Raw genomic sequence first — 23986 nt, 5'->3', positions numbered from 1 at the left:
GGAGCTCATGACCGACACAACGTTGCCGCCGGAGGGACCGGGGCACGACCGCATCGAGCCCGTCGACATTCAGCAGGAGATGCAGAGCAGCTACATCGATTACGCGATGAGCGTGATCGTGGGTCGTGCGCTGCCCGACGTGCGGGACGGCCTCAAGCCGGTGCACCGCCGCGTTCTGTACGCGATGTACGACAACGGTTACCGGCCCGATCGCGGTTATGTGAAGTCTGCGCGACCGGTCGCCGAGACGATGGGTAACTACCACCCCCACGGCGACTCCTCGATCTACGACACGCTCGTCCGCATGGCCCAGCCGTGGTCGCTGCGCTACCCGCTCGTCGACGGCCAGGGCAACTTCGGTTCCCGCGGCAACGACGGCGCCGCCGCGATGCGGTACACCGAGTGCCGGCTGACTCCGCTGGCCATGGAAATGCTCCGGGAGATCGACCACGAGACGGTCGACTTCACCCCGAACTACGACGGTCGTACACAGGAACCGTCAGTTCTCCCCAGCCGTATCCCCAACCTGTTGATCAATGGTTCCGGCGGCATCGCCGTCGGTATGGCCACCAACATCCCGCCGCACAACCTGCGTGAGGTCGCCGAGGCCATCTACTGGGCCCTGGAGAACTGGGAAGCCGACGAGGAGTCCACGCTCACCGCGGTCATGGAACGCGTGAAGGGTCCCGACTTCCCGACGCACGGGCTGATCGTCGGCGGCCAGGGCATCCACGACGCCTACACCACCGGCCGCGGCTCGGTCCGCATGCGCGGTGTCGTGGAGATCGAGGAGGACGCCAAGGGGCGCACCACGATCGTCATCACCGAACTGCCGTACCAGGTGAACCCGGACAACCTGATCACGTCAATCGCCGAGCAGGTGCGCGACGCGAAGATCGCAGGCATCTCCGACATCCACGACGAGTCCTCGGACCGTGCGGGTATGCGCATCGTCGTCACCGTCAAGCGTGACGCGGTCGCGAAGGTCGTGCTCAACAACCTGTACAAGCACACGCAACTGCAGACCAGCTTCGGCTGCAACATGCTGTCCATCGTCGACGGCGTGCCGCGCACCCTGCGCCTCGACCAGATGATCCGGCTGTACGTCGCCCACCAGGTCGAGGTCATCCGCAGGCGCACCGAGTACCTGCTCCGCAAGGCCGAGGAACGCGCTCACATCCTGCGCGGACTGGTGAAGGCCCTCGACGCCCTCGACGAGGTCATCGCGCTGATCCGGGCGTCGCAGACCGTCGACATCGCGCGCGCCGGCCTCATCGAGCTGCTCACCGTCGACGAGATCCAGGCCGACGCGATCCTCGCGATGCAGCTGCGTCGCCTCGCCGCCCTCGAGCGTCAGAAGATCATCGACGAACTCGCCGAGATCGAGCGGGAGATCGCCGACCTCAAGGACATCCTCGAGAAGCCCGAGCGCCAGCGCCGCATCGTCCGGGACGAGCTGAAGGAGATCGTCGACAAGCACGGCGACGACCGCCGCACCCGCATCATCGCGGCCGACGGCGACGTGGCCGACGAGGATCTGATCGCCCGCGAGGACGTCGTCGTCACGATCACCGAGACCGGCTACGCCAAGCGCACCAAGACCGACCTGTACCGCTCGCAGAAGCGCGGCGGCAAGGGCGTGCAGGGCGCCGGGCTGAAGCAGGACGACATCGTCTCGCACTTCTTCGTCAGCTCCACCCACGACTGGCTGCTGTTCTTCACCACGAAGGGCCGCGTATACCGGGCGAAGGCGTACGAGCTGCCGGAGGCGAGCCGCACGGCCCGCGGACAGCACGTGGCCAACCTGCTCGCGTTCCAGCCCGACGAGCGCATCCAGAGCGTCATCCAGATCAAGACGTACGAGGACGCGCCCTACCTGGTTCTCGCCACCCGCAACGGTCTGGTGAAGAAGTCCAAGCTCACCGACTTCGACTCGAACCGCAGCGGCGGCATCGTCGCGATCAATCTGCGCGGCGAGGACGAACTGGTCGGCGCGGTCCTCTGCTCCTCCGACGACGACCTGCTGCTCGTCTCCGCGCAGGGACAGTCGATCCGGTTCTCCGCCACCGACGAGGCGCTGCGCCCGATGGGACGCGCCACGTCCGGCGTCCAGGGAATGCGGTTCAACGGCGACGACGAACTGCTGTCGCTCAATGTGGTGCGCGAAGGGACCTACCTGCTGGTGGCGACGTCGGGCGGCTACTCGAAGCGCACCGGCATGGAGGACTACCCGGTCCAGGGTCGCGGCGGAAAGGGTGTACTCACGATTCAATACGACAAGAAACGTGGCACCCTGGTCGGAGCGCTCATCGTGAACGACGACGACGAGCTCTACGCGATCACGTCGGGCGGTGGCGTCATCCGCACCGCCGCCAAGCAGGTCCGCAAGGCCGGTCGGCAGACCAAGGGTGTTCGTTTGATGAACCTCGGGGAAGGCGACACCCTGCTCGCGATCGCGCGCAATGCCGACGAACCCGACGAACCCGACGACAACGCCGAGAGCAGCGGCAAAGGAGCTAAGGAGTCCTAGTGAGCACTCCCAACCAGCCAGGCAGTGACCGGCAGAACCCGGGTTCCGCCAATCAGGCGCGATCCGAGCAGCAGGCCTCCCGCACTCCCGAGAACGGGTCGGCGCGACCGAACCCGCAGCAGGGTTCCGCGCCGCAGGGGCCGCAGGCGTCAGCCGGTCGTGGTCCCGCTCAGGCGGGGCCGGCTGCCCGGCCGGGCGGTGCTCCCGACGCGAGACCGGATCGACAGGCCCCGGTCGATCCGGCCCGGTCGCCGTCGACGCCCCAGCATCAGGGTCCGCGTACGCAGACCCCGCAGGGCCGGTCCGTGCCGCCGCAGCAGGGTCAGGCTCCGAGCCAGCAGGCTCCCGGCCATCAGGCCCCGCCGCAGCAGGCTCCCGGCAACCGGGCGCCCGCGGGTGGTGCGCCCACCGAGTCGATCCGGGGGAATCAGGCGCCGCCGTGGCAGCGGGGAATGCAGCGTGAGCCGCAGACCAACCTGAAGCGGCCCCTGCAGGGCGGGGCGGGAGCCAAGCAGGCCTCGCGCCCCGAGGGGCAGAACCCGGCCGCCGCGGGAACAGCGGCTGCGGGTGCCGCGGCCGCGAAGGCTGCGGGCGGTTCGCAGACCACCTCGCCGCAGAAGTCGCAGCCCGAGGGTGCGCCCCAGGGACAGCGACCGCAGGGCGGACAGAATCCGGGTGCTCCCACCCAGGCAGTGCCCACGCAGGCCGTCCCCACTCAGAAGTCGCCTGCAGCGAACTCGTCGGCGCCGGCCAACGGTCAGCCCGCGCAGAAGCAGGAGACCAAGCGCACAGCCTCCCCGACGGCCGCCACCGCGGCGGTCGGTGCGGTGTCCGGTGCAGCCGCGGCCGGGGCCGTGACCCAGCGGGAGTCCGCGAAGGCGAAGGCGTCCGCGATCGACGGACCCACCCGGCACATCAACCGGGACGTGCTCCCCAAGGACATGCCGGACCTGTCCGAGGCCAAGCACCCCCTGCCGGGGGCGGCGGCCACCGGTCAGCAGCCGAAGATCGCCGTTGCCCCGCAACGGGTCGAGGAGGGTGAGGCTCTCCGTGCGACGGTGCAGGTCCGCAAGATCGACCCGTGGTCGACGCTGAAGATCTCGTCCGTCATTTCGGTGTCACTGTTCTTCGTGTGGATGGTGGCCGTCGGTCTGCTGTACGTCGTCCTGGACGGGATGGGCGTGTGGGACAGGCTGAACAACGCGTTCACCGACATCGTCGCGGAGTCGAGCTCTGACGGGCTCGTGACGGCCGGGCAGGTCTTCGGATACGCCGCCGTCATCGGCCTCGCCAACATGGTGTTGTTCACCGCGCTGGCGACGATCGGCGCGTTCATCTACAACCTGTGTTCGGACCTCGTCGGGGGCGTCGAAGTGACGCTCGCGGACCGGGACTGAACGCGAAAACCGATAGGGACTGAGCTGGGAAAAGAGCGTCTCGCCGGACCGGTTTTGGTACTTGCCGGTCCGGTGGGGTAATCTTCCGACTCGGTTCAGGGAACTGTGCGAGATGAGTTTCCGGACTTCAGGGGCCTATAGCTCAGGCGGTTAGAGCGCTTCGCTGATAACGAAGAGGTCGGAGGTTCAAGTCCTCCTAGGCCCACTCCTGGTGCCGGTGAAAGGTCAGTCGCATGAAGGTCCTCCTGTTCGTGGGAGCCGGAGTGCTGGTGGCAATCGGACTGACCAAGTTGCTCCGCGGCAACGAGGTGTGGCACGAGGTAACGGGGCCTTAGCTCAGTTGGTAGAGCGCTGCCTTTGCAAGGCAGATGTCAGGAGTTCGAATCTCCTAGGCTCCACAAGAAAATAGAAGTAACGGTGTGCCCCGGATTCGGAAGAGTCCGGGGCACACTGCTGTGCGGACCCGGAATGGGTGAGGTTACCCTTACTTCATGACCGCACTCGATCCCGGAGCCCGTGACCGCCTCGACCCGCGCAGCCGCGTGGCGTCCCACCACCGGACGGGGGAGGGAACCGCGCGCATCGGTTACCCGATCGGAGTCCGCACGGTCACGGTCCGCGCGCGCGAGTACGTCACGCCCCGCATGGTGCGCCTGACGATCGGGGGTCCCGGACTCGACGGGTTCCACACCTATCAGGCCGACGATCACGTCAAGATCGTGTTCCCCGACGCGGACGGCACCCGCCGCATCCCGGTGGTGAACGACGCCATGATGCTCGACTGGCCGCGACCGCTCCCGACCAGCCGGAAGTACACCGTCCGGCGCTACGACTCAGACGCCCGCGAACTCGACCTGGACTTCGTGCTGCACGAGGGCGGGCTGGCGTCGTCCTGGGTGACGACGGTCGAGATCGGCGACGACGTGACCATCGCCGGCCCGCCCGGCGCGAAGGCGTTCGCCCACAACTTCGACCACTACGTGTTCGCGGTCGATTCCACCGCGCTGCCCGCGGTCGCGCGGTGGCTCGACGAGTCCCCGGCCGACGTGTCGGCGCACGTCGTGATCGAGACCGACGACGCCGTCGAGCACGGCTACCCGCTGGCCGCGCGCGCCAACGTGGGCGTGACGTGGCTCGTTCGCGACGGCAGCGGGTCCGCGCTGGCGTCGACGGTGCAGGCGCTCACGCTGCCGGGCGGCCGCACCTTCCTGTTCGCGGCCGGCGAGGCGAACGACATCAAGCCGCTGCGCGCGTGGAGCAAGGACCGGATGGAGTCGCTGTTTACGGGCTACTGGAAACGCGGAGTCGCCGGTCTGGACGACTGACCGGCCCTACACTCGCACCATGACGACGGTCCGGCCCGCACTCGCCCGCCGAGCGGTCGTCGCCGCGACGATGCTCGGAATGCTGACGGCGGCCGGTACCGCGCCCGCGAGTGCGCAGACCCGCCCGCTGCAACCGATCGCCCTGGCGGTGTCGCTGCGCCTCGCCACGGCGGACACGGTGGCGTCCGCCAAATGGGGCACGCCGTCGCCGATCGACGATCCCGCGCGCGAGGCGCAGGTCCTCGGCACGGTCGCCACCCAGGCAGCAGACGAGGGCCTCAGCGCGCCGCGGGTGCAGCAGATCTTCCGGGATCAGATCGAGGCCAACAAGGCGGTGCAGCGCGCGCTGTTCTCCTGGTGGAGCGTCGCACCCGGTGCGGCGCCGACGGTCCGACCCGACCTGACGCAGGTCCGCCCGGTCATCGACCGCCAGAACACGGACATCCTGCTGCAGTTGCGTGAACAGGAGGACGTGCTCGCGGGTCCGGGCTGCGTGCCCGCTCTCGTCGACGCCGCGGTCGCGGTGGCGGCCGAACAGCGTCTCGACGCGCCGCATCAGGCGACGCTGGCCCGGGCGCTCGTGTCGATCTGCGGCGCCGTCCGCGAATGACTGGCCGTTTCGACATGGTCCGGCAAAATTTCGCCAACTAGACTCGGGGCATGATCTCCAGGGTCGCGACACTCCTCCTCGATCGGGTGTCCATGTTCGAGTTCGGTGTGGTGTGCGAGGTGTTCGGAATCGACCGCACCGAATACGGCGTGCCGGCATTCGACTTCCGGATCTGCGGAATCCGCCCCGGCGAACCACTCACGTCGGTCACCCCGGGACTGACGCTCTCCGCCGGATACGGGCTGGACGCGCTGCGCGACGCGGATCTCGTCGTGGTCCCGCCGCTGGGGGCGCAGTCCGGCTTCCCGGAGGAGGCGCTCGACGCCGTGCGCGCGGCCGCGGAGGCCGGTGCCACGGTCCTCAGCCTGTGCTCGGGTGCGTTCCTGCTCGGCGAGGCGGGACTACTCGACGGGCGCAAGTGCACCACCCACTGGGGGTACGTCGAGGAACTGGCTGCCCGGTTCCCGACCGCGGTGGTCGACCCCGACGTCCTGTTCGTCGACGAGGGCAACCTCGTCACCAGCGCAGGCACCGCGGCCGGCATCGACGCCTGCCTGCACGTGGTCCGCCGGGAACTCGGTTCCGCGGTGGCCAACACGATCGCCCGCCGAATGGTGGTGCCGCCGCAACGCGACGGCGGTCAGCGGCAGTTCATCGAGCAGCCGGTGGTCGCGTGCACGTCGGACAGCCTGAGCGTGACGATGGCGTGGATGAGCGAAAACCTCGACTTGCCGCACACGGTCGACGAGCTCGCGGCCCGCTCGTCGATGTCGACGCGGACGTTCGCGCGCAAGTTCGCGGCCGAGACGGGTACCACCCCGGTGAAATGGCTGACGACGCAGCGGGTCCTCTACGCCCGGCAGCTGCTCGAGGGCACCGACCTCGGTCTCGAGGCCATCTCGAGACGCACCGGATTCGGATCCGGTGCGCTACTGCGCCACCACTTCAACCGGGTGGTCGGCGTCGCGCCCGGCGACTACCGGCGCCGGTTCGGCTGCCACACAGCCGAACTCACGCAATGAACGTTCCGATGGCCGGATTCGCCTGGCAGATCGGGCTGCTGCCGAAGTTGATCGACCCGAACGCCGTGGCCACCACGTTCCCGACACCGGTGTTCACCGTCGCGGACAGGAACGGGTAGACGCCGCCGAGGTTCACGATCCCCGAGCGTCCGCTGTCGGTGTTGACCCAGGCGACGGTGACCTGTGCGGCTGCCGGGATCGGTGGCGCGGCGGGGTGTGACTCGAACCGGATGTCGCCGTCGGCGATCGGCGGGACCGCCTCCGGCCCGGACTGCCCGGTGAGCGCTGTCAACGACATCAGACTGCCCTGGTTCGGACATCCGATGGTGAGGGCCGGTCCACCGAAGGGGTGGGGTGGGTCGGCGCCGGCGGGCCCGGCCGTCAGCAGGGCCGCGGTGGCGGCGACCGGAAACGCGACAACGGCGATGCGGTGGGCGATACGTGTGGCGGTCATGTCTGCTCCTCGGAACGGATCCTCGCGCTGGTGCGCATCTGCCAGCGGGATACCCGTGGTACAAGCCGTGAAACGAAGACATGACCGCCCGCCGGACGACACCGCGTGCCGGCCGGGGAGTGACGGATCAGTTGGCGGTGAGGGGCTTCGTCGCCGTCGGCGGCGTGGCATCCTTCGCGTCTGCGCTGTCGAGGTCGCGCAGGTTCGGGGGAGCGGACGCCACCCGCGGCTGCTCCCGGCGGCGGCTCTTGAAGAACACCGCGCCCCCGGCGACGGCGGCACCGACCAGCACGACGATCGCGATGCGACGGCCCTTCCGCGACTTCTTCTCCTCGACCGGCGCGACAGCCGAGGTCAGGGGACGGATGACGTCCTGGGCGACCTCTTTCACCGGAACGGTACGGGCGCGTTCGTAGCCCTTCTTCGCCAGCGACGCCCCCTGCCTGCCGAGGAACACACTGACCTGCCCGGCGCCGCGGGCCGCGGCGAGCGCAGCGGAGCGCGCGCAGCGCAGGGCCTGATCCACGGCCTCGGATTCTTTGACCCGAACAGCCGAATCCTCGACGTGGGCCAGCGCGGTCTCGACTCGTTCGGACACCTGCTCCTGCAGGTGCTCGGCGCGTTCGGTCGGAAGCAGATTCGTGAGGGACTCCGTCGCTCGTGTCATGACCCCACTTTGTCACAAGAACCGGCAGCACGAACCGATCCCAAGTACTCGAGTCACGGCGGCGGAACCACGCGGAACCGCACAATGGCAACATGGTGGTGTGACTTCACCTCATCAGACCGCAACCGCAACGCTGCACACCAACCGCGGCGACATCAAGATCGCGCTGTTCGGCAACCACGCGCCCAAGACCGTCGAGAACTTCGTCGGCCTGGCCGACGGTTCGAAGGACTACAGCACCGCCAACGCTGGTGGCACCAACTCCGGACCGTTCTACGACGGCGCCGTCTTCCACCGCGTCATCGACGGATTCATGATCCAGGGCGGCGACCCCACCGGCACCGGCGCCGGCGGCCCGGGCTACAAGTTCGGCGACGAGTTCCACCCGGAACTGCAGTTCGACCGCGCCTACATCCTGGCCATGGCCAACGCGGGCCCGGGAACCAACGGTTCGCAGTTCTTCATCACCACCGGCCCGACGCCGCACCTCAACCGTCGCCACACCATCTTCGGTGAGGTCGTCGACGAGGAGTCGAAGAAGGTCGTCGACGCCATCTCGACCACGGCCACCGATCGCGCGGACCGTCCGCTCGAGCCGGTCGTGATCAACAGCGTCACCATCGCGTAGGGAACCGCAGCACATGACCAACCCCGGCTGGGGCGGTGCCGCGAACGAGGGCACTCCGCCCCAGCCGCGGTGCGTCCGCCACCCCGATCGCTCCACCGCACTGTCGTGCAATCGGTGCGGTCGCCCCGCATGCCCCGAATGCCTGCGCGAAGCCGCCGTCGGCTACCAGTGCGTCGACTGCGTCGCCGCCGGACAGCGTGACGTCCGCGCGGTCCGCAACGTCGCCGGCGCCGTGACCACGCAGCGTGCGGTGCCGCTGGTGACGTACATCCTGATGGCCGCGAACGTCGGTATCTTCCTGATCACCGCGGCGCAGTCCCGCAGCATCATGCAGAACCAGGCGGGATCGACGCTCTTCGCGGACTGGGCGCTGTTCCCACCCGCTGTCGTGGACGGTCAGCTCGTCCGCGTGATCGGCAGCGGATTCCTGCACTTCGGTCTCATCCACCTGGCCGTCAACATGTTCGCGCTGTGGATCATCGGCCGCGACACCGAACTGGTCCTCGGCCGTGCCCGCTACGCGTTGGTGTACTTCGCGTCGATCCTCGGCGGTTCCGCCGCGGTGATGCTGTTCCAGCTGCACGCGGTCACCGCGGGTGCGTCGGGCGCCGTCTTCGGACTGATGGGCGCGCAGGCGGTCATCCTCCTGAGGCTGAAGCGCAGCCCGGCACCGGTGATCTCGGTGATCGCCATCAACGTGATCATCAGCATCACCATCCCCGGCATCTCGCTGTGGGGGCATCTCGGCGGACTGGTCGCCGGAGCCGCGGCCACCGCGGCCATCCTCTACGGGCCTCAGCTGCTGGGCGCCGGGAACAACCGGGAGAAGGCCGTCACCGTCGGCTGGATCTGCCTCGGCGTCGTGGTGCTGGTGCCGCTGGCCGTCATCGCGGTCCGCGCCCTGCAACTCCGCGCGAGCTTCGGTTACTGACCCCGGCCCACCAGACGGTGCACCGCGAGGGCATCGAACACGTCCTCCGGAGTGGTGCCGAGATCCCAGCGGCCGAAGATCAGGAGGCGTTCGGTGCCGTCCTCGGTGCGGACGTCGATCTCGAGCATCGGCACCCGGCGGCCCAGCCGGGGATACCGGACCAGACGCGCCCGGTCGATCTGCGAGCGGGAGTACTCGTGGCGGCCCGTCAGCCGGTGCACCACGATCCCGCCGCCCTCCTTGTCGACGGCCAGGCGCGGGCGCTGCCGGAGAGCGGACGCGGCGGTCAGCAGCAGCCCGAGGGCGGCGACACACACGAGGACACGGCCCGCCGGCTCGATCGACACCGAAAGTCCCGCGACCCCCAATGCGAGCCCGCCCACGGCCAGAGCGATCACCGCCCCGAGCGGCGTCGACCACTCCAGCGGTGCCTCGTCAGCAGACATCGGCACTCGACCTGCGGCTATCCACAGGGGTTGTCCACATTGGGGATGAATGACATGCGTGTAATTGTGATCGTCAACGCCAGCGCATCGTCATGATCAGCCCGACCACCATGAAGCCGAACCCGATGAGGAAGTTGTAGGCACCGAGGTTGTTCATCCACTCGAGCTGGTCGGCGGCCAGGTAGTAGACGAGCAGCCACACGAGCCCGACCAGCATGAACCCGAGCATCACCGAGACGTACAGGGTGCTCGAGGGGCCGGCCTTCACCTTCACCGGGGTGCGGCTCGCAGGGTTGATCGTGTAATCGGTCTTCTTTCGGACCTTCGACTTCGGCATGACGTCCTCGTTCGTGCGGCTCTGCGGGAATGTGGGCAGGTAGATTCGGAAATACCTGCGTGTGTACACGCTAACGTAGCCGCGATTCGCGCGGCGAGGACGAGGGGACGGAAACACCGGTGACCAGGTCGATCTTCTGGCGGATCGCGGTGCTGGTGGTGTGTCTCGTGGCCGGCCTGCTGGTGGCCACCACCCGCCAGGTGTCGCACGGCAACGAGATCCGGGCCGGTGATTCCACCCGGTTGTCCGACCTCGTGCGGAACGCGCAGTCCGAGACCGACCAGGTGGCCCAGACCCGCGACGATCTGGCGGCGCAGGTCGAGTCGCTGCAGCAGGACGCCGCGGCGTCCGACAGCGGCGTCGCGCAGGCGCTCGCCGACAGCAAGGCGCTCGCCACGGACGCCGGACTCACGCCGATGACCGGTCCCGGCGTTACCGTCACGCTCACCGACGCCCCCCGCGACGCCGACGGCAAGTACCCCGTCGACGCGTCCCCGGACGATCTCGTCGTCCACCAGCAGGACGTCCAGAGTGTGCTGAACGCGCTGTGGGTGGGCGGCGCCGAGGCCGTCGGCATGCAGGACCAGCGGATCGTCAACACGTCCGCGCCGCGCTGCATCGGCAACACCCTGCTGCTGCACGGCCGCACGTACAGCCCGCCCTACGTGATGTCGGCGATCGGGGATCCGGCGCGACTGGAGGCGGCACTCGCCAACGAACCAGGAATCCGGGTCTTCAAGCAGTACGCGACACGGTTCGGCCTCGGCTACTCGGAGGCCGCGTCCGGCCAATTGTCCGTGCCCGGTTACGCGGGCCACTGATGTGAACGGTCCCCGGCCGTGCGGGGGTCGGGGCGGGCAGAATACCCTGCTCCCATGAGGATTCTCGTCGTCGACAACTACGACAGCTTCGTGTTCAACCTGGTCCAGTACCTCGGACAGCTGGGAACCCGGGCCGTGGTCTGGCGCAACGACGACCCGAACCTCACCGGGCCCGACGCGATCGCGGCCGCGGCGGCCGAGTTCGACGGCATTCTCCTCAGCCCCGGCCCCGGCACACCGCAGCGCGCAGGCGCGACGATGGACCTGGTCACGGCATGCGCCGCGGCCGGGACGCCGCTCCTCGGCGTGTGCCTCGGACACCAGGCGATCGGCGCCGCGTTCGGCGCGACCGTCGACCGGGCCCCCGAACTCCTGCACGGCAAGACCAGCGTCGTCCACCACACCGGCAAGGGTGTTCTCGCGGGTCTACCCGACCCGTTCACCGCCACCCGCTACCACTCGCTGACCGTCCTGGAAGACACCATCCCGGAGGAACTCGAGGTCACCGCGCACACCGACAGCGGCATCGTCATGGCGGTGCGGCACCGCGAACTGCCGATCCACGGCGTCCAGTTCCATCCGGAGTCCGTGCTCACCGAGGGTGGGCACCGCATGCTCGCCAACTGGCTCACCGTCTGCGGCGACGCCCCGAAGGAATCCCTCGTCGCCACCCTCGAAGCCGAGGTCGCGCAGGCATTGGGGGCGTAACCCCCCGTGCGCCTTTCTGGTCGCTACAGCAACCAAAAAGGCGCACGGGCGCGGAGCGCCTACCGCGGGATGCCGAGCGCGCCGACACCGACCGAGACGACCGCGTTCTTGGTGATCTCCGATCCCGGCGGCTGTTCCTGGCTGATGATCTTGCCGACCATCTCCGGGTCCAGCGTGGACGTCTGCGTCTGATTCAGCGAGGCCGACGACCCGCTCCAGCCGGCGCTGCGCAGTTCCGCGAGCGCCTGCGACACCGTCTTGCCCTTCAGGTCGGGCATCTCGATGTTGTTGCCGTTCGACACCCGGATCTGGATGGTGTCGCCCTTGGCGGCGGTGGAGCCGCCGACGGGATCGGTGGAGACGACCTGGCCCTTCGGCACACCGGAATCGATGTTCTGGATCTGCACCTTGAAGCCGGCGCCCTCGATGTTCGCCTGCGCGACCTCGACCTTCTGGCCGGTGACGTCGGGGATGCGGATCTGCTCCGGCCCGGTGCCGAGCGTGACGGCAACCTCGGAGTCGAGGGAGATGCTCGCCCCTGAGGACGGGTCCTGCTGGATCACCTTGTCGACGTCGGACGCGTCGGACGGTGCGCGGGCGACGGCGGTGTCGAGCCGCAGACCGACCGCGTTCAGTTCCTGCTGGGCTTCCTGCTGGGTCAGGCCCGCGAGCCGCGGGACCTTCACCTGTTCGGGGCCCGTCGACACCTCGAGAGTGATCGTGCTGCCCTCGTCCACCTGCACTCCGCCGACGGGCCGGGTGGTGATGACGTTGCCGGTCGCCACGACGGCGTCGGGTTTCTGCTGCCGGGAGACGCGGAAGCCGAGGTTCTGCAGCGTCGTCTCGGCGTCGTCGGCCGCCTGGTTCGTGACGTCCGGCATGGTCACCTGATCGGCCTTCGAACCCGGGCCAACGGACCACAGGAACGCGCCGACGATGCCGACGACGATGAGGGCGCCCAGCGCCATCAGCGCCAACCGCATCGGGTTCTTCTTCTTGTCGGGCTCGCCGCCACCGTCCGTCTTCGACGCCGTGGTCTGGGTGGCGGTCTGCTGGCGCCGGTAGTTCCCGGCGCCGGAGTCGACGGCACCGAGGATCGTGGTGCGGTCCTCGTCGCTCATGACCATCGGCGCGCTGGGGCGCTGCCCACCGAGAACCCGGACCAGGTCGCTGCGCATGTCTGCGGCGGTCTGGTAGCGGTTGGCGGGGTTCTTGCTCATCGCCTTGAGGATCACCGAGTCGAGCTCACGCGGAATGTCCGGGTTGACGACGGACGGCGTCTGCGGGTCCTCCCGCACGTGCTGGTACGCGACCGCGACCGGCGAATCACCCTTGAACGGGGGTTCGCCGGTGAGGATCTCGAACAGCACGCAACCGAGCGAGTACACGTCGGACCGGGCGTCGACCTGCTCGCCGCGAGCCTGCTCGGGCGAGAGGTACTGGGCGGTGCCGATGACGGCGGCCGTCTGCGTCATGGGGCTGGACGCGTCGGAGATCGCCCGCGCGATGCCGAAGTCCATCACCTTCACCGCACCGGCACGGTTGATCATCACGTTGGCAGGCTTCACGTCGCGGTGCACGATGCCGTTGCGGTGGCTGAAGTCGAGCGCCGCGCACACGTCCGAGATGACTTCCATCGCCCGGCGCGGCGCCATCGGGCCCTCGCCGCGCACGATGTCGCGCAACGTGTCGCCGTCGACGTACTCCATCACGATGTACGGCAGCGGTCCCGCGTCGGTTTCCGCCTCGCCGGTGTCGTAGACGGCCACGATCGCCGGATGGTTCAGCGCCGCCGCGTTCTGCGCCTCGCGGCGAAACCGCAGGTAGAACGTGGGGTCGCGGGCCAGGTCGGCACGCAGGACCTTGATCGCGACATCGCGGCTGAGTCGGACGTCCCGGGCGAGGTGGACCTCGGACATGCCACCGAAGCCGAGAATCTCACCCAGCTCGTAGCGTGAGGAGAGGTTGCGCGGTGTCGTCATGGCAGTCCTTGTGAGGTCGGAGTAGCTGACTTCTCCGACGTGGTCGTCGTGGTCGTCGTCGTGGGTGCGGTGGTGGTCGTGGTGGTAGTCGTCGTCGGCTCTGTCGTCGTCGTGGTGGGTGCTGCGGTGGTGGTCGTCGTGTACGGCGGCTCGGTAGTGGTGGTCGTCGTGTACGTCGGCTCGGTGGTGGTCGTCTCTTCCTCGGTCGTCGTCGTGGTCGTCGGCCGCGGCGTCGTCGTGATCGTCCGCAGCGACGAGGTCACCGCCGGCGACGTCGGTTCCTTCGTGTCACCACCGTCGAACAGGACGAGTGCGAGCGCGATGATCGCCGCCAGCAGGATCAAACCACCCGCACCCCAGGCCACGGCCTTCTGGCCGCTGGTCAACCCGCCCTTCTTGTCGTCACCGTTCGGGTCGTCCGGCGGCACCTGCCCGGTGACCGGTCCCGCGTACGCGGTCTGTGAGGGCGGCATCATCTGGGTTGCACCGGTCATCGGCGGGGGCAGCACCCGCCCCGCCCCGGTTCCCGACACACCCGGCGGCGGCGGACGCCTGCCCGCCCGGACCGCGGCGACCGCGTCGGCGAACTCTCCGCCGCTGGCGTAGCGGGTGCTCGGATCCTTCGCGATCGTGATGTCGATGAGCTCGCGGATGTTCGGCGGCAGGTCGTTCGGCAACGGTGCCGGCGCCTCCTGCACGTGCTTCATCGCCACCGTGATGGCACCGTCGCCGATGAACGGGCGTCGCCCCGACAGCGCCTCGTAGCCGACGATGCCGAGAGAGTACACGTCGCTGGCCGCGGTCGCGTCCTGGCCGAGCGCCTGCTCGGGGGCGATGTACTGGGCGGTGCCCATCACCATGCCCGTGCGCGTGACCGGCGAGTTCTCCACGGCCTTGGCGATGCCGAAGTCGGTGATCTTCACCTGACCGGTGGGGGTGATCAGGATGTTGCCCGGCTTCACGTCGCGGTGCACGACTCCGGCGTCGTGCGCCACCTGCAGCGCCCGCCCGGTCTGCTCGAGCATGTCCAGTGCGTGCGGCACCGCGAGACGGCCCACCCGGGCGAGGACGGCGTTCAGCGGCTCACCGTTGACGAGTTCCATCACCAGGTAGGCGGTGGAGTCGCCGGTGGCGTCGCGGACCTCGCCGTAGTCGTAGATCCCGGCGATGCCGGAGTGGTTCAGCTGCGCGGTGGTGCGCGCCTCGAAGCGGAACCGTTCGACGAACTCCGGGTCGGACGAGAACTCGGACTTCAGCACCTTCACCGCGACACGACGGTTGAGCCGGTTGTCCGTCGCTTCCCAGACCTGTCCCATTCCGCCCGTGGCAATGAGCCGGATCAGGCGGTATCGATTGGCGATCAGCGCGCCGTTGTTCAGTGCCACAATCAGCCCCCTTGTAGTCCGGCTGCGATGACGGCACGGCCGATAGGTGCAGCCACCGAGCCGCCGGTTGCGGCCAGTGCCCGATCTCCGCCGTCCTCGACGATGACCGCGATGGCCACGGTCGGGTTCTGGGCGGGTGCGAATCCGATGTACCAGGCGTGGGGCGGGGTGTTCCGTGGGTCGGTTCCGTGCTCGGCGGTGCCCGTCTTGGACGCGATCTGGACGCCCGGGATCTTGCCCTCGCCGCTGGTGTTGTTCTCGGAACCGATCATCAGATCGGTCAGGGTAGCCGCCACCTGGGACGACATCGCCTGGCCTTCGGACACCGGGTTGGTGGTCGCGAGGTTGGACAGGTCCGGGCTCTGCAGTTCCGATACCAGCTGTGGTTGCATGCGCACTCCACCGTTGGCGACGGTAGCCGCGATCATCGCGTTCTGCAGCGGGGTGAGCGCCACGTCCCGCTGGCCGATGCTGCTCTGGCCGAGCGCGGCGTCGTCGGGGATCGATCCGATGGTGCTGTCGGCGACGGGGAACGGGACGCCGGGCATCTGCCCGCCGATGCCGAGTGCACTGGCCTCGTCGCCGACGGCGTCGGCGCCGGTCTTGACGCCGAGTTCGACGAATGCCGTGTTGCAGGACCGCGCGAACGCCTCCCGCAGCGACGCGGTGGGTGCGGCGCCGCACGTGGAGCCGTTGTAGTTCTCGAGCGTCGTCGACGTGCCGGGGAGGGTGATCTGCGGGGCCGCGGTCAGCTGGGTGTCGGGGGTGGTTCCGGCGGCGAGAGCGGCGGCGGTGACCACCACCTTGAACGTGGAGCCGGGCGGGTACGTCTGCGACACCGCGCGGTTGATCAGCGGCTTCTCCGGGTCGGCGTTCAGCGCCTCCCATGCCTGCGTGGTCTCGGTGCCGTCGTGGCTGGCGAGCGAGTTGGGGTCGTAGCTCGGGGTGCTCACCATCGTGAGGATGCGCCCGGTGCTCGGCTCGATCGCCACGACCGAACCGGTGTAGCCCTTCGCGGTCAGCTGGTCGTACGCCACCTGCTGCATGACCGGGTTGATGGTGGTCACCACGTTGCCGCCGCGCGGGTCGCGTCCGGACACGAGGTCGAAGAAGCGACGCCCGAACAGCCGGTTGTCGGAGCCGTTGAGGACGGGGTCCTCGGACCGCTCGAGTCCGGTGCTGCCGTACTGCATGGAGTAGAAACCGGTGACCGGTGCGTTGGCCAGCGGGCTCGACGGCGCCGCCGGGTTCGGCGGGTACGTGCGCAGGTATTTGTAGCGGTCGTCGGTCGGAACGGATGCCGCGAGCACCTGCCCGGCCGCCGAGATCTGGCCGCGCTGCCGCGAGTACTCGTCGAGCAGCACACGCGAGTTCCGCGGATCGGCCCGCAGGTTGTCCGCCTTGATGACCTGGACGTAGGTGGCGTTGGCGAGGAGGGCGACGACCATCACCATGACGGCGATCGCGACGCGACGCAGAGGTGTGTTCATGAGCGCGGCACCATCTCCGTCGGGGCGTCGGCGATGGGTGCGGGCCCCTTCTTCTTCGGGACGGCCGGCTCACGGGCAGCGTCGGAGATCTTGATGAGGATCGCGAGGAGGAGGTAGTTGGCGAGCAGGGACGACCCACCGTACGACATGAACGGCGTGGTCAGACCGGTGAGGGGGATCAGCTTGGTGACGCCGCCGACCACCACGAACACCTGCACCGCGATCGTGAACGACAGACCGGCGGCGAGCAGCTTGCCGAAGCTGTCGCGGACGGCGAGCGCGGTGCGCAGGCCGCGGATGACGAGGATCAGGAACAGCATCAGGACGGCGGCGAGACCGATGAGTCCGAGTTCTTCACCGATCGTCGCGACGATGAAGTCGGTCTTCGCGAACGGCACCTGGGCGGGCCTGCCGCTGCCGAGCCCTGTCCCCGCGACGCCGCCGGTCGCGAGTCCGAACAGCGACTGCGAGATCTGGTAGCCGGTGTTGTTGTAGTCGCCCAGCGGGTCGAGCCACGTGCTGACCCGGACCCGGACGTGGCCGAACAGCTGGTACGCGAAGAAAAAACCGATGCCGAGCAGCCCGACGCCGATCAGCAGCCATCCGACGCGTTCGGTGGCGATGTAGAGCATCACGAGCACGGTGCTGAACAGCAGCAGCGACGTGCCGAGGTCCTTCTCCAGCACCAGCACGCCCACCGACACCATCCACGCGACGAGGATGGGCCCGAGGTCGCGGGCGCGTGGAAGGTCGATGCCGAACACGTGCTTGCCTGCGGTGGTGAACAGGTCGCGCTTCGCGACGAGGACGGAGGCGAAGAAGATGATCAGGAGGATCTTCGCGAACTCGCCGGGCTGAATGCTGAAGCCGGGGAGGCGGATCCAGATCTTCGCGCCGTTCACCTCGGAGAAGCTCGACGGCAGGATCGCCGGGATGGCGAGGAACACCAGTCCGGCGAGTCCCAGGGTGTAGCTGTAGCGGGCGAGCAGGCGGTAGTCCTTGAGCAGCACCAGCACGGCCACGAAACCGGCGATGGCCAGCGTCGTCCACAGCACCTGCTGGTTGGCGTCCGGCGACGGGACGGGCAACCCGAAGTAGGCGGCGGACTGTGCGTCGGCGAGGTCGAGCCGGTGGATCAGCACCAGGCCGAGGCCGTTGAGCAGCGCGACGATCGGCAGGATCAGGGGGTCGGCGTACGGCGCGAACCGGCGCACCGCGAGATGCGCGATCAGGAACAGCGCCGAATAGGCGGCGGCGTACTTGGCGAGGTCCCAGGTGATGCTCTGTTCCTGGCTGGCCTCGACCAGCACCAGCGAGATCGTCGTGATCAGGATCGCGAAACCGATCAGGATCAGCTCGGTGCCCCGGCGCGTCGACTGGACGGGGGCTGGCGCGAACCCGCCGGGTGGACTGGGAAACTGCGCCCCCGGTGATGCACTTGCGACCGACATCAGCTAGCCGTCCTGCAGTTCTGACCGGGAACCTGGGTCACGGTCGGCGCCGGGGTGGCGGTCGGGGTCTGAGGTGCAGGCGTCTCCGGTGCCGGCAACGCTGCCGGGGGAGCGGGAGCGGGTGCGGGAGCGGGCGGCGGCGTGGTCTCCGGGACGGGCGCGGGTGCCGGGGTCGGCGCAGGACTCGGTGCCGGGGTGGTCGTCGTGGTGGTGGCCGATTCCGACTCGCAGACCGGAAGCAGATCGTTCTGGGCGAGCCGCGTCATCTGGTTGCGGACGTCGTCGAGCTTGCCCGAGGGCAGCCCGGCACGCACCTGCTCACGGGCGGACGGCTGGAGGTCGTCGACCTCGAGGATGGTGCACCCGTTCTGCGACTCGGTCGGCGACATCAACGTCAGGTCGCCGGTATCGCTGACACAGCCGACGAGATTCGCCTCCTGCAGCGAGTACCCGAGCACCGAGCCGGGAACTCCACGCAGCACGGTGACGCGTTCGCCGTCGGCGCCGACGTAGTAGTTGTTGCGGACCAGAGCCCGCCCCACGAAGGCAGCGACGGCGACCACGACGATCAGACCGAGCGCGAGTGCAGCCCACCACATGCGGTGACGCTTCTTCTTCGTCGGCGGTTCCTCGACCTGCGGGACCACCCGCTTCGGCGTGGCACGCGGCGGACGCATCGCCGCGGCACGTCCCGCGGCCGTGTTGGGCGGCGGCGTGTCCTCCTCGTCGTCGGCGGACGCGGCCCCGGCCACGATGGGATGACTCTGCCCGTAATCGAGGTCGATGACGTCGGCGACGACGACCGTCACGTTGTCCGGGCCGCCACTGCGCAGCGCCAGTTCGATGAGCCGGTCGGCGCACTCGTCCTGCGAGCCCTCCCGCATCGTGTTCTCGATGGTTTCGTCGCTGACCACGTCCGACAGTCCGTCGGAGCACAGCAGATAACGGTCGCCGGCGCGGGCCTCGCGGACCGTCAGCGTCGGTTCGATCTCGTTGCCGGTGAGGGCGCGCATGATGAGCGAGCGCTGCGGGTGGGTGTGCGCCTGCTCGGCGGTGATCCGGCCCTCGTCTACCAGCGACTGCACGAACGTGTCGTCCCGGGTGATCTGCGCGAGCGAGTCGTCGCGGAGCAGGTAGGCGCGGGAGTCGCCGATGTGGACCAGCCCGAGCTTGTTGCCGGAGAACAGGATTGCGGTGAGCGTGGTGCCCATGCCGTCGAGTTCCGGGTCTTCCTCGACGTGATCGGCGATGGTGTCGTTGCCCTCGCGGGTGGCGGCCTCCAGCTTGCCGAGCAGGTCTTCGCCGGGCTCGTCGTCGTCGAGATGCGCGAGGGCCGCGATCATCAACTGCGACGCGACCTCACCGGCCGCGTGACCGCCCATGCCGTCCGCCAGCGCCAGCAGTCGGGCCCCGGCGTACACCGAATCTTCGTTGTTGGAACGGACGAGGCCACGATCGCTGCGGGCGGCATAGCGGAGTACGAGGGTCACGGGCGCAACTCGATTACCGTTTTGCCGACCCGTACGGGGGTACCGAGCGGCACGCGGACAGATGTGGTGACCTTGGCGCGGTCGAGGTACGTGCCGTTGGTCGAGCCGAGGTCTTCGACGTACCAGTCGGCGCCCCGCGGGGAGAGCCGAGCGTGGCGGGTGGACGCGTAGTCGTCGGTGAGGACGAGCGTGGAGTCGTCGGCCCGGCCGATGAGGACGGGCTGGGTGCTGAGCGTGATGCGCGTGCCGGCGAGGCCGCCCTGCGTCACCACCAGATACTTGGCCGTCTTCGTCTTGCCCAGCGACGGCAGAACATTGCCGCTGCGCGAATATCGGGGCGGCACACGGACGCCGGAGCCGGCGTAGATGTCGCCGCGCAACGCCCGCAGAACGGTCCAGACGAACAGCCACAGCAGAAGCAGGAAACCTGCTCGTGTGAGTTGCAGAATCAAACCTTGCACGGCAGTCCACCTCCTTCTGTGGCCGGACCAGTCGAGATTCCGGCGTCTTTTTCTCGCAGCATCATAGGGGCAACCCGCACCCTGCGATCAGGATACGGACAGCCCACAACGATACGGAGTCCCCACCGTGTTACGTCCGACACGGGCTCCGACGCGATGTCGGTCCAGTATCGAAGCCGTCTCGGTTGTGTCTCGGCGAGGGAGCTCGGGTTCGGGTATCGGCGATGTGTCCTCGGGGTCCCAACTCGGTGGAGCCTCAGAGGATTCGGACCAGGATCTCCGAATGACCGGCCCGGATGATGTCTCCGTCGGCCAGCTGCCAGTCCTGCACCGGCGCACCGTTGACGGTAGTGCCGTTGGTGGAACCCAGGTCGGACAGCATCGCGACCTGACCGTCCCAGCGAATGTCGATGTGGCGGCGCGACACACCGGTGTCGGGCAGGCGGAACTGTGCCTCCTGGCCGCGACCGATGATGTTGTTGCCCTCGCGCAGCTGGAAGTGGCGTCCGCTGCCGTCCTCGAGCTGCAGAGTCGCCGTGAACGTGTGACCGTCGGCTGCGTAGGCCTGCTGGCCGTAGCCGCCCTGGTCGTAGTCGGCGTAGCCCTGCTGGTCGTACTGCTGCTGGTCGTAGCCGCCCTGCTGGTAGCCGCCGCGGTCGTAACCCTGGTCGTAGCCCTGCGGCTGCTGGTAGCCGGCGTCGGCGTAGGAACCGTCCGGGTAGCGCGCGGGAGCCTGCTGGTCGTAGCCGCCCTGGTAGTCCTGCTGGTAGCCGCCCTGCTGGTAGTCGTAGCCGGCGTCCGCGGGCTGCTCGTAGCCGGGAGCCTGCGCGCCCTGGTCGTACGCCTGACCGTAGGCCTGATCCTGGGGGTACGCGCCGCGCTGGTCGTCGGGGTACTGCTGCTGGTCGTAGCCGCCCTGCTGGTAGCCGCCGCGGTCGTAACCGTTCTGGTAGCCCTGCGGATACCGCTGGTCCTGACCTGCATGGGCATGACCGTTGCGCGCGTACTGCGGGTCGGGATTGCGGTTGCCCGCTGGTTCGCGGCTGGGGTCGTAGCCTGAGTTCTGCGTCATGGGGCCAGCTCCTGGATTCGACGTGACGGGTACAAACGGTGCCTGTGGTCGCGGTGCGGGACCGCGTGGCGGTTCGGGTCGCCCCGGCGTGGCCGCACCCTGGCGGCCTGCGTCCGGATCCACCGAACCCCGGGTGCGGAACTGCCCGGTGTGCAGTGAAGGCGACGGTTCGAACGCGACATGAATGGGACCATACGTCTGCCAGCCCTGGTCGCGAATGAAGTCTTCGAGGTGTCGGGCGAAGGCCTTGACCGTCAACTCGCGGTCGGCGGCAAGTCCTTCGTGGTCCGAGTTGTTGATGGCGATGACATAGCTGTTCGGCGCGAGCAGGTGCCCACCGTCCAGTTGCTGGATCCGGTCGGAGGCTTCCTGCTGAAGCGCGGCCTCCACCTCCTGCGGCACCACACCACCGCCGAAGACCCGGGCGAACGCATCACCCACGGCTCCCTGGAGCTTCCGCTCGAAACGTTGAACTATCCCCATCGGAACCTCCTCACGGTGCCTGTCGGTCGGGCCTTCTGTCCTCGTGCGTGGTGGCTGTGACAAGACATGTCCGTGTCGCGCCGCTGCCGTACGCGTATCCCACGGTACTGTCATTGCCTCGAGCCAAGACACGGGTCCACGCCCTTGCATGATATCGGTCTTTGCCTGGACGGGTGTTTTTGTCGCCGTTTCGGGGCCTGACCTGTACGAATCGTGATTTCTGGCGACCTCGTGTTAATGTTTCCGGGTCGCTCGGGCGAGTGGCGGAATGGCAGACGCGCTGGCTTCAGGTGCCAGTGTCCTTCGGGACGTGGGGGTTCAAGTCCCCCTTCGCCCACCACAAGCGATTCTCCGGAATCGCGACAACGAGGCCACGAACTCCACCGAGTTCGTGGCCTCGTTTCGTCGGCGGTCCCAGCGCCTACTGGGGGCGGATCGGATTGCAGCCGACGCTGACGTACGTGACGATCCCCTCCTGCAGTCCGCAGGTCGTGTACGGATTCCGTTAGCCGAAGACCCGCCGGGGTGGCGTCATCCCCACCCCAGGGTGCCTACCCGGGCAGCCCGCGCGGGCCGACGATGAAGTGGAAGCCTCGTCGCGAACCTCCGGCCCCTCCGGACCGGAACCCGTCCCCTCGGCGGTTCGTGACGAATGACTCGAGTGTGAACCTGCCGTCCGGCTTCTTCCGCTCGGTTACTGCGAACGTCGAGAGTGGGTTGTAGATGAGCATCAGTCAGGTCCGGGCCACCAGCTCGGCGAATGTCGGTGAATACGTCGGTTCCGTCGCGACGACAGTGGACGCCCTGTCGGTCGACTGGTGGTTGACCCCAGCGTTCGACGTGGTCGTGACCCTTTCCAGCGAGATCCCCTACTACCGCGGCCGGAAAGCGGTCCTGGCCTGGAACCGCCACTTCGGGTGGTCGCTCGGAGTCCACGGACTCTCTCAGGGAAACGTTCTGGTGGTCGAGGCACTCGGGCTGGGACCGGCACCGGATCCCGCGCAGTGTTCGGATCGGGTCGCCGAGATGCTCACCGAACTCGCCGACTGGGCCCCTCAGCGAGCGACCGGAAAGCCCGCCCTGCGAATCGTGCACGGCCCCGGCGCTCCTCGCGGGTGACCCAGTTCGCGGGAACCCGTGCGGCCCCGGCGCCGACCGGCTTGGATAGCGAATATGGACGGCAGGAGAGCCCCCGATCCGCTGCGCCTCGCGGCCGGCGCCGCCGCGACCGCAGGCAGTGCGTTGCAGCGCGTGATCGGATTCGGCATCGACACGGCGCGACGCCTGCCGGGAGTCGACCCTGTACTGGTCACCCTCGAGGAACGCGGCACCGAGACACTCCGCGGCGCCGACGAACTTGCCGATCGGGTCCTGCACGCGGTGCTGCGGAAGGTCGTGCAGGTCGCTCTTCAGGAGGTGGACCTCACCGCGATCGTGCGTGATCACGTCGACCTCGACGTCGTCGCCGAGGGCATCGACATCCAGCGGATCATCGACCGGGTGGACGTGGACGCGATCGCCGCCCGGGTCGACATCCCGCTGATCCTCGACCGCGTGGACATCGACGCCGTCGCCGCGCGGATCGACGTGGACGCGATCGTCGACCGCGTCGATGTGGATTCCGTCATCGGACGCGTCGACCTGGTGGTGCTCGCCGACACCGTGATCGAGGGCGTCGACCTCCCGCGCATCATCCGTGAATCGACCGACTCGATGTCGAATGAGGCGGTCCGCGGGGTGCGCACCCAGGGCATGCAGGCCGACGACGCCGTCGCCGGGTTCGTGGGCAAGTTGTTCGGGCGCGGGCACGAACCGGACGATGCATGAGCGCGCCGGCGCATCGTGCCGCCGGGATCGTCACCCGGGGTCTGGCGAGCAGCATCGACCTGGCGATCGTCATGGCCGTGATGGGCGGCATCTACGTGGGCGCACTGTTCGTGCGGTTGCTGTTCTCCCCGCAGGAGTTCACGTTTCCCGACGCCAGTGCCCTGCTCTCCGTCAGCATGTTCATCGGCGTGTCGGTGCTGTACCTGACGGCGTGCTGGGCCGTGAGCGGCCGCACCGTCGGCGCCGTGACCATGGGGCTGCGGGTCGTCAGCCGCAACGGTGAACTGATCGGCTGGCTCCGCGCCCTTCTCCGGGCGCTGCTGTGCGTGATGTTCGGGTTCGGGTTGCTGTGGGCCGCGGTCGACGGCCGGCGCCGGTCCCTGCAGGACATCCTGCTGCGGACCACCGTCGTCTACGACTGGGAGCCGGATCTGCACATCGGTGAACCGGGCGCCTGACCGCTGCGGAA

General features: G+C 68.5%; 23 protein-coding genes and 3 tRNA genes. 15 read left to right on the top strand and 11 right to left on the bottom strand.

The window, feature by feature from the left end:
• Positions 1–7 precede the first annotated feature (7 nt).
• The 7 genes from gyrA (at position 8) to MLGJGCBP_RS19645 (ending at position 6884) form a co-directional block, all read left to right on the top strand.
• Positions 8–2530, top strand: coding sequence for a DNA gyrase subunit A (gyrA, locus tag MLGJGCBP_RS19675; protein ID WP_087554946.1), 2523 nt, complete (start codon positions 8–10; stop codon positions 2528–2530).
• On the top strand, positions 2530–3927 hold the full coding sequence (locus MLGJGCBP_RS19670; protein WP_160097649.1) for a DUF3566 domain-containing protein: 1398 nt from the start codon (positions 2530–2532) through the stop codon (positions 3925–3927). Before gyrA ends, MLGJGCBP_RS19670 begins: the two co-directional genes overlap by 1 nt.
• Before the next feature lie 131 nt (positions 3928–4058).
• Positions 4059–4132 (top strand) — tRNA-Ile (locus MLGJGCBP_RS19665).
• Positions 4133–4252: 120 nt separating this feature from the next.
• Positions 4253–4325, top strand: a tRNA-Ala gene (locus MLGJGCBP_RS19660).
• Positions 4326–4418: 93 nt separating this feature from the next.
• Positions 4419–5252, top strand: coding sequence for a siderophore-interacting protein (locus MLGJGCBP_RS19655; protein WP_160097648.1), 834 nt, complete (start codon positions 4419–4421; stop codon positions 5250–5252).
• A 19-nt stretch (positions 5253–5271) separates the two neighbouring features.
• Positions 5272–5862, top strand: coding sequence for a chorismate mutase (locus MLGJGCBP_RS19650; protein WP_160097647.1), 591 nt, complete (start codon positions 5272–5274; stop codon positions 5860–5862).
• A 50-nt stretch (positions 5863–5912) separates the two neighbouring features.
• Complete coding sequence (locus tag MLGJGCBP_RS19645; protein ID WP_160097646.1) at positions 5913–6884, top strand: helix-turn-helix domain-containing protein; 972 nt, start codon at positions 5913–5915, stop codon at positions 6882–6884.
• Here the strand turns inward: MLGJGCBP_RS19645 and MLGJGCBP_RS19640 are convergent.
• Positions 6874–7338 (bottom strand): hypothetical protein, encoded by a 465-nt coding sequence (locus MLGJGCBP_RS19640; RefSeq protein ID WP_087554951.1) that lies wholly within the window; start codon positions 7336–7338, stop codon positions 6874–6876. The genes MLGJGCBP_RS19645 and MLGJGCBP_RS19640 overlap by 11 nt on opposite strands.
• A 127-nt stretch (positions 7339–7465) precedes the next feature.
• Positions 7466–8005 (bottom strand): hypothetical protein, encoded by a 540-nt coding sequence (locus MLGJGCBP_RS19635; protein ID WP_160097645.1) that lies wholly within the window; start codon positions 8003–8005, stop codon positions 7466–7468.
• 100 nt (positions 8006–8105) lie between these two features.
• Between MLGJGCBP_RS19635 and MLGJGCBP_RS19630 the strand changes: the two genes are divergently transcribed.
• Both MLGJGCBP_RS19630 and MLGJGCBP_RS19625 read left to right on the top strand, forming a co-directional pair.
• Positions 8106–8633, top strand: coding sequence for a peptidylprolyl isomerase (locus tag MLGJGCBP_RS19630; RefSeq protein ID WP_087554953.1), 528 nt, complete (start codon positions 8106–8108; stop codon positions 8631–8633).
• A 13-nt stretch (positions 8634–8646) separates the two neighbouring features.
• Positions 8647–9564 (top strand): rhomboid family intramembrane serine protease, encoded by a 918-nt coding sequence (locus MLGJGCBP_RS19625; RefSeq protein ID WP_160097644.1) that lies wholly within the window; start codon positions 8647–8649, stop codon positions 9562–9564.
• Here MLGJGCBP_RS19625 and MLGJGCBP_RS19620 read toward each other — a convergent pair.
• Positions 9558–10016 carry a PH domain-containing protein gene (locus MLGJGCBP_RS19620; RefSeq protein ID WP_087554955.1) on the bottom strand — a complete coding sequence of 153 codons (459 nt, stop codon included), beginning with the start codon at positions 10014–10016 and terminating at the stop codon, positions 9558–9560. The two genes, MLGJGCBP_RS19625 and MLGJGCBP_RS19620, sit on opposite strands and share 7 nt — an antisense overlap.
• 67 nt (positions 10017–10083) lie before the next feature.
• Positions 10084–10347, bottom strand: a complete 264-nt coding sequence (crgA, locus tag MLGJGCBP_RS19615) for a cell division protein CrgA (protein WP_005249082.1) — start codon at positions 10345–10347, stop codon at positions 10084–10086.
• Between the two features lie 119 nt (positions 10348–10466).
• Between crgA and MLGJGCBP_RS19610 the strand changes: the two genes are divergently transcribed.
• Complete coding sequence (locus MLGJGCBP_RS19610; RefSeq protein WP_160097643.1) at positions 10467–11168, top strand: DUF881 domain-containing protein; 702 nt, start codon at positions 10467–10469, stop codon at positions 11166–11168.
• A 54-nt stretch (positions 11169–11222) separates the two neighbouring features.
• Entirely contained in the window at positions 11223–11876 is a 654-nt protein-coding gene (locus MLGJGCBP_RS19605; RefSeq protein ID WP_160097642.1) for an aminodeoxychorismate/anthranilate synthase component II, read from the top strand.
• A 59-nt stretch (positions 11877–11935) separates the two neighbouring features.
• Here MLGJGCBP_RS19605 and pknB read toward each other — a convergent pair whose 3' ends face one another.
• The 7 genes from pknB to MLGJGCBP_RS19570 all read right to left on the bottom strand — a co-directional run bounded on the left by pknB (position 11936) and on the right by MLGJGCBP_RS19570 (position 21690).
• Positions 11936–13858 (bottom strand): Stk1 family PASTA domain-containing Ser/Thr kinase, encoded by a 1923-nt coding sequence (pknB, locus tag MLGJGCBP_RS19600; protein WP_160097641.1) that lies wholly within the window; start codon positions 13856–13858, stop codon positions 11936–11938.
• Positions 13855–15243: a serine/threonine-protein kinase gene (locus MLGJGCBP_RS19595; RefSeq protein ID WP_160097640.1), complete on the bottom strand. Its 1389-nt coding sequence runs from the start codon at positions 15241–15243 to the stop codon at positions 13855–13857. The genes pknB and MLGJGCBP_RS19595 overlap by 4 nt, the downstream gene beginning before the upstream one ends.
• 2 nt (positions 15244–15245) lie before the next feature.
• A complete protein-coding gene (locus tag MLGJGCBP_RS19590; protein WP_160097639.1) occupies positions 15246–16733 on the bottom strand; it encodes a penicillin-binding transpeptidase domain-containing protein in 1488 nt (495 codons plus the stop codon).
• Positions 16730–18184, bottom strand: a complete 1455-nt coding sequence (locus MLGJGCBP_RS19585; protein WP_087554961.1) for an FtsW/RodA/SpoVE family cell cycle protein — start codon at positions 18182–18184, stop codon at positions 16730–16732. The genes MLGJGCBP_RS19590 and MLGJGCBP_RS19585 overlap by 4 nt, the downstream gene beginning before the upstream one ends.
• Complete coding sequence (locus MLGJGCBP_RS19580; RefSeq protein WP_087554962.1) at positions 18184–19674, bottom strand: PP2C family protein-serine/threonine phosphatase; 1491 nt, start codon at positions 19672–19674, stop codon at positions 18184–18186. The genes MLGJGCBP_RS19585 and MLGJGCBP_RS19580 overlap by 1 nt, the downstream gene beginning before the upstream one ends.
• Complete coding sequence (locus MLGJGCBP_RS19575; protein ID WP_087554963.1) at positions 19671–20135, bottom strand: FHA domain-containing protein FhaB/FipA; 465 nt, start codon at positions 20133–20135, stop codon at positions 19671–19673. The genes MLGJGCBP_RS19580 and MLGJGCBP_RS19575 overlap by 4 nt, the downstream gene beginning before the upstream one ends.
• Positions 20136–20391: 256 nt before the next feature.
• The gene (locus MLGJGCBP_RS19570; RefSeq protein ID WP_087554965.1) at positions 20392–21690 is read right to left on the bottom strand and encodes a DUF3662 and FHA domain-containing protein; all 1299 of its coding nucleotides are present in this window, start codon (positions 21688–21690) and stop codon (positions 20392–20394) included.
• A gap of 254 nt (positions 21691–21944) precedes the next feature.
• On the opposite strand from MLGJGCBP_RS19570, the gene MLGJGCBP_RS19565 reads away from it, so the two are divergent.
• The 4 genes from MLGJGCBP_RS19565 (at position 21945) to MLGJGCBP_RS19550 (ending at position 23975) form a co-directional block, all read left to right on the top strand.
• Positions 21945–22030: transfer RNA gene (locus tag MLGJGCBP_RS19565), tRNA-Leu, on the top strand.
• A 383-nt stretch (positions 22031–22413) separates the two neighbouring features.
• Positions 22414–22809, top strand: a complete 396-nt coding sequence (locus MLGJGCBP_RS19560; protein ID WP_087554967.1) for a DUF6292 family protein — start codon at positions 22414–22416, stop codon at positions 22807–22809.
• A gap of 54 nt (positions 22810–22863) precedes the next feature.
• Positions 22864–23517: a hypothetical protein gene (locus tag MLGJGCBP_RS19555; RefSeq protein WP_160097638.1), complete on the top strand. Its 654-nt coding sequence runs from the start codon at positions 22864–22866 to the stop codon at positions 23515–23517.
• A complete protein-coding gene (locus tag MLGJGCBP_RS19550) occupies positions 23514–23975 on the top strand; it encodes an RDD family protein (protein WP_087554969.1) in 462 nt (153 codons plus the stop codon). Before MLGJGCBP_RS19555 ends, MLGJGCBP_RS19550 begins: the two co-directional genes overlap by 4 nt.
• Positions 23976–23986 lie beyond the last annotated feature (11 nt).

Source organism: Rhodococcus sp. T7 (genome assembly GCF_009872365.1).
In the GTDB taxonomy this organism is placed as follows: domain Bacteria; phylum Actinomycetota; class Actinomycetes; order Mycobacteriales; family Mycobacteriaceae; genus Rhodococcus_F.
Note: the sequence above shows the minus strand (reverse complement) of the source record. Positions and strands in the feature narration are given on the sequence as shown.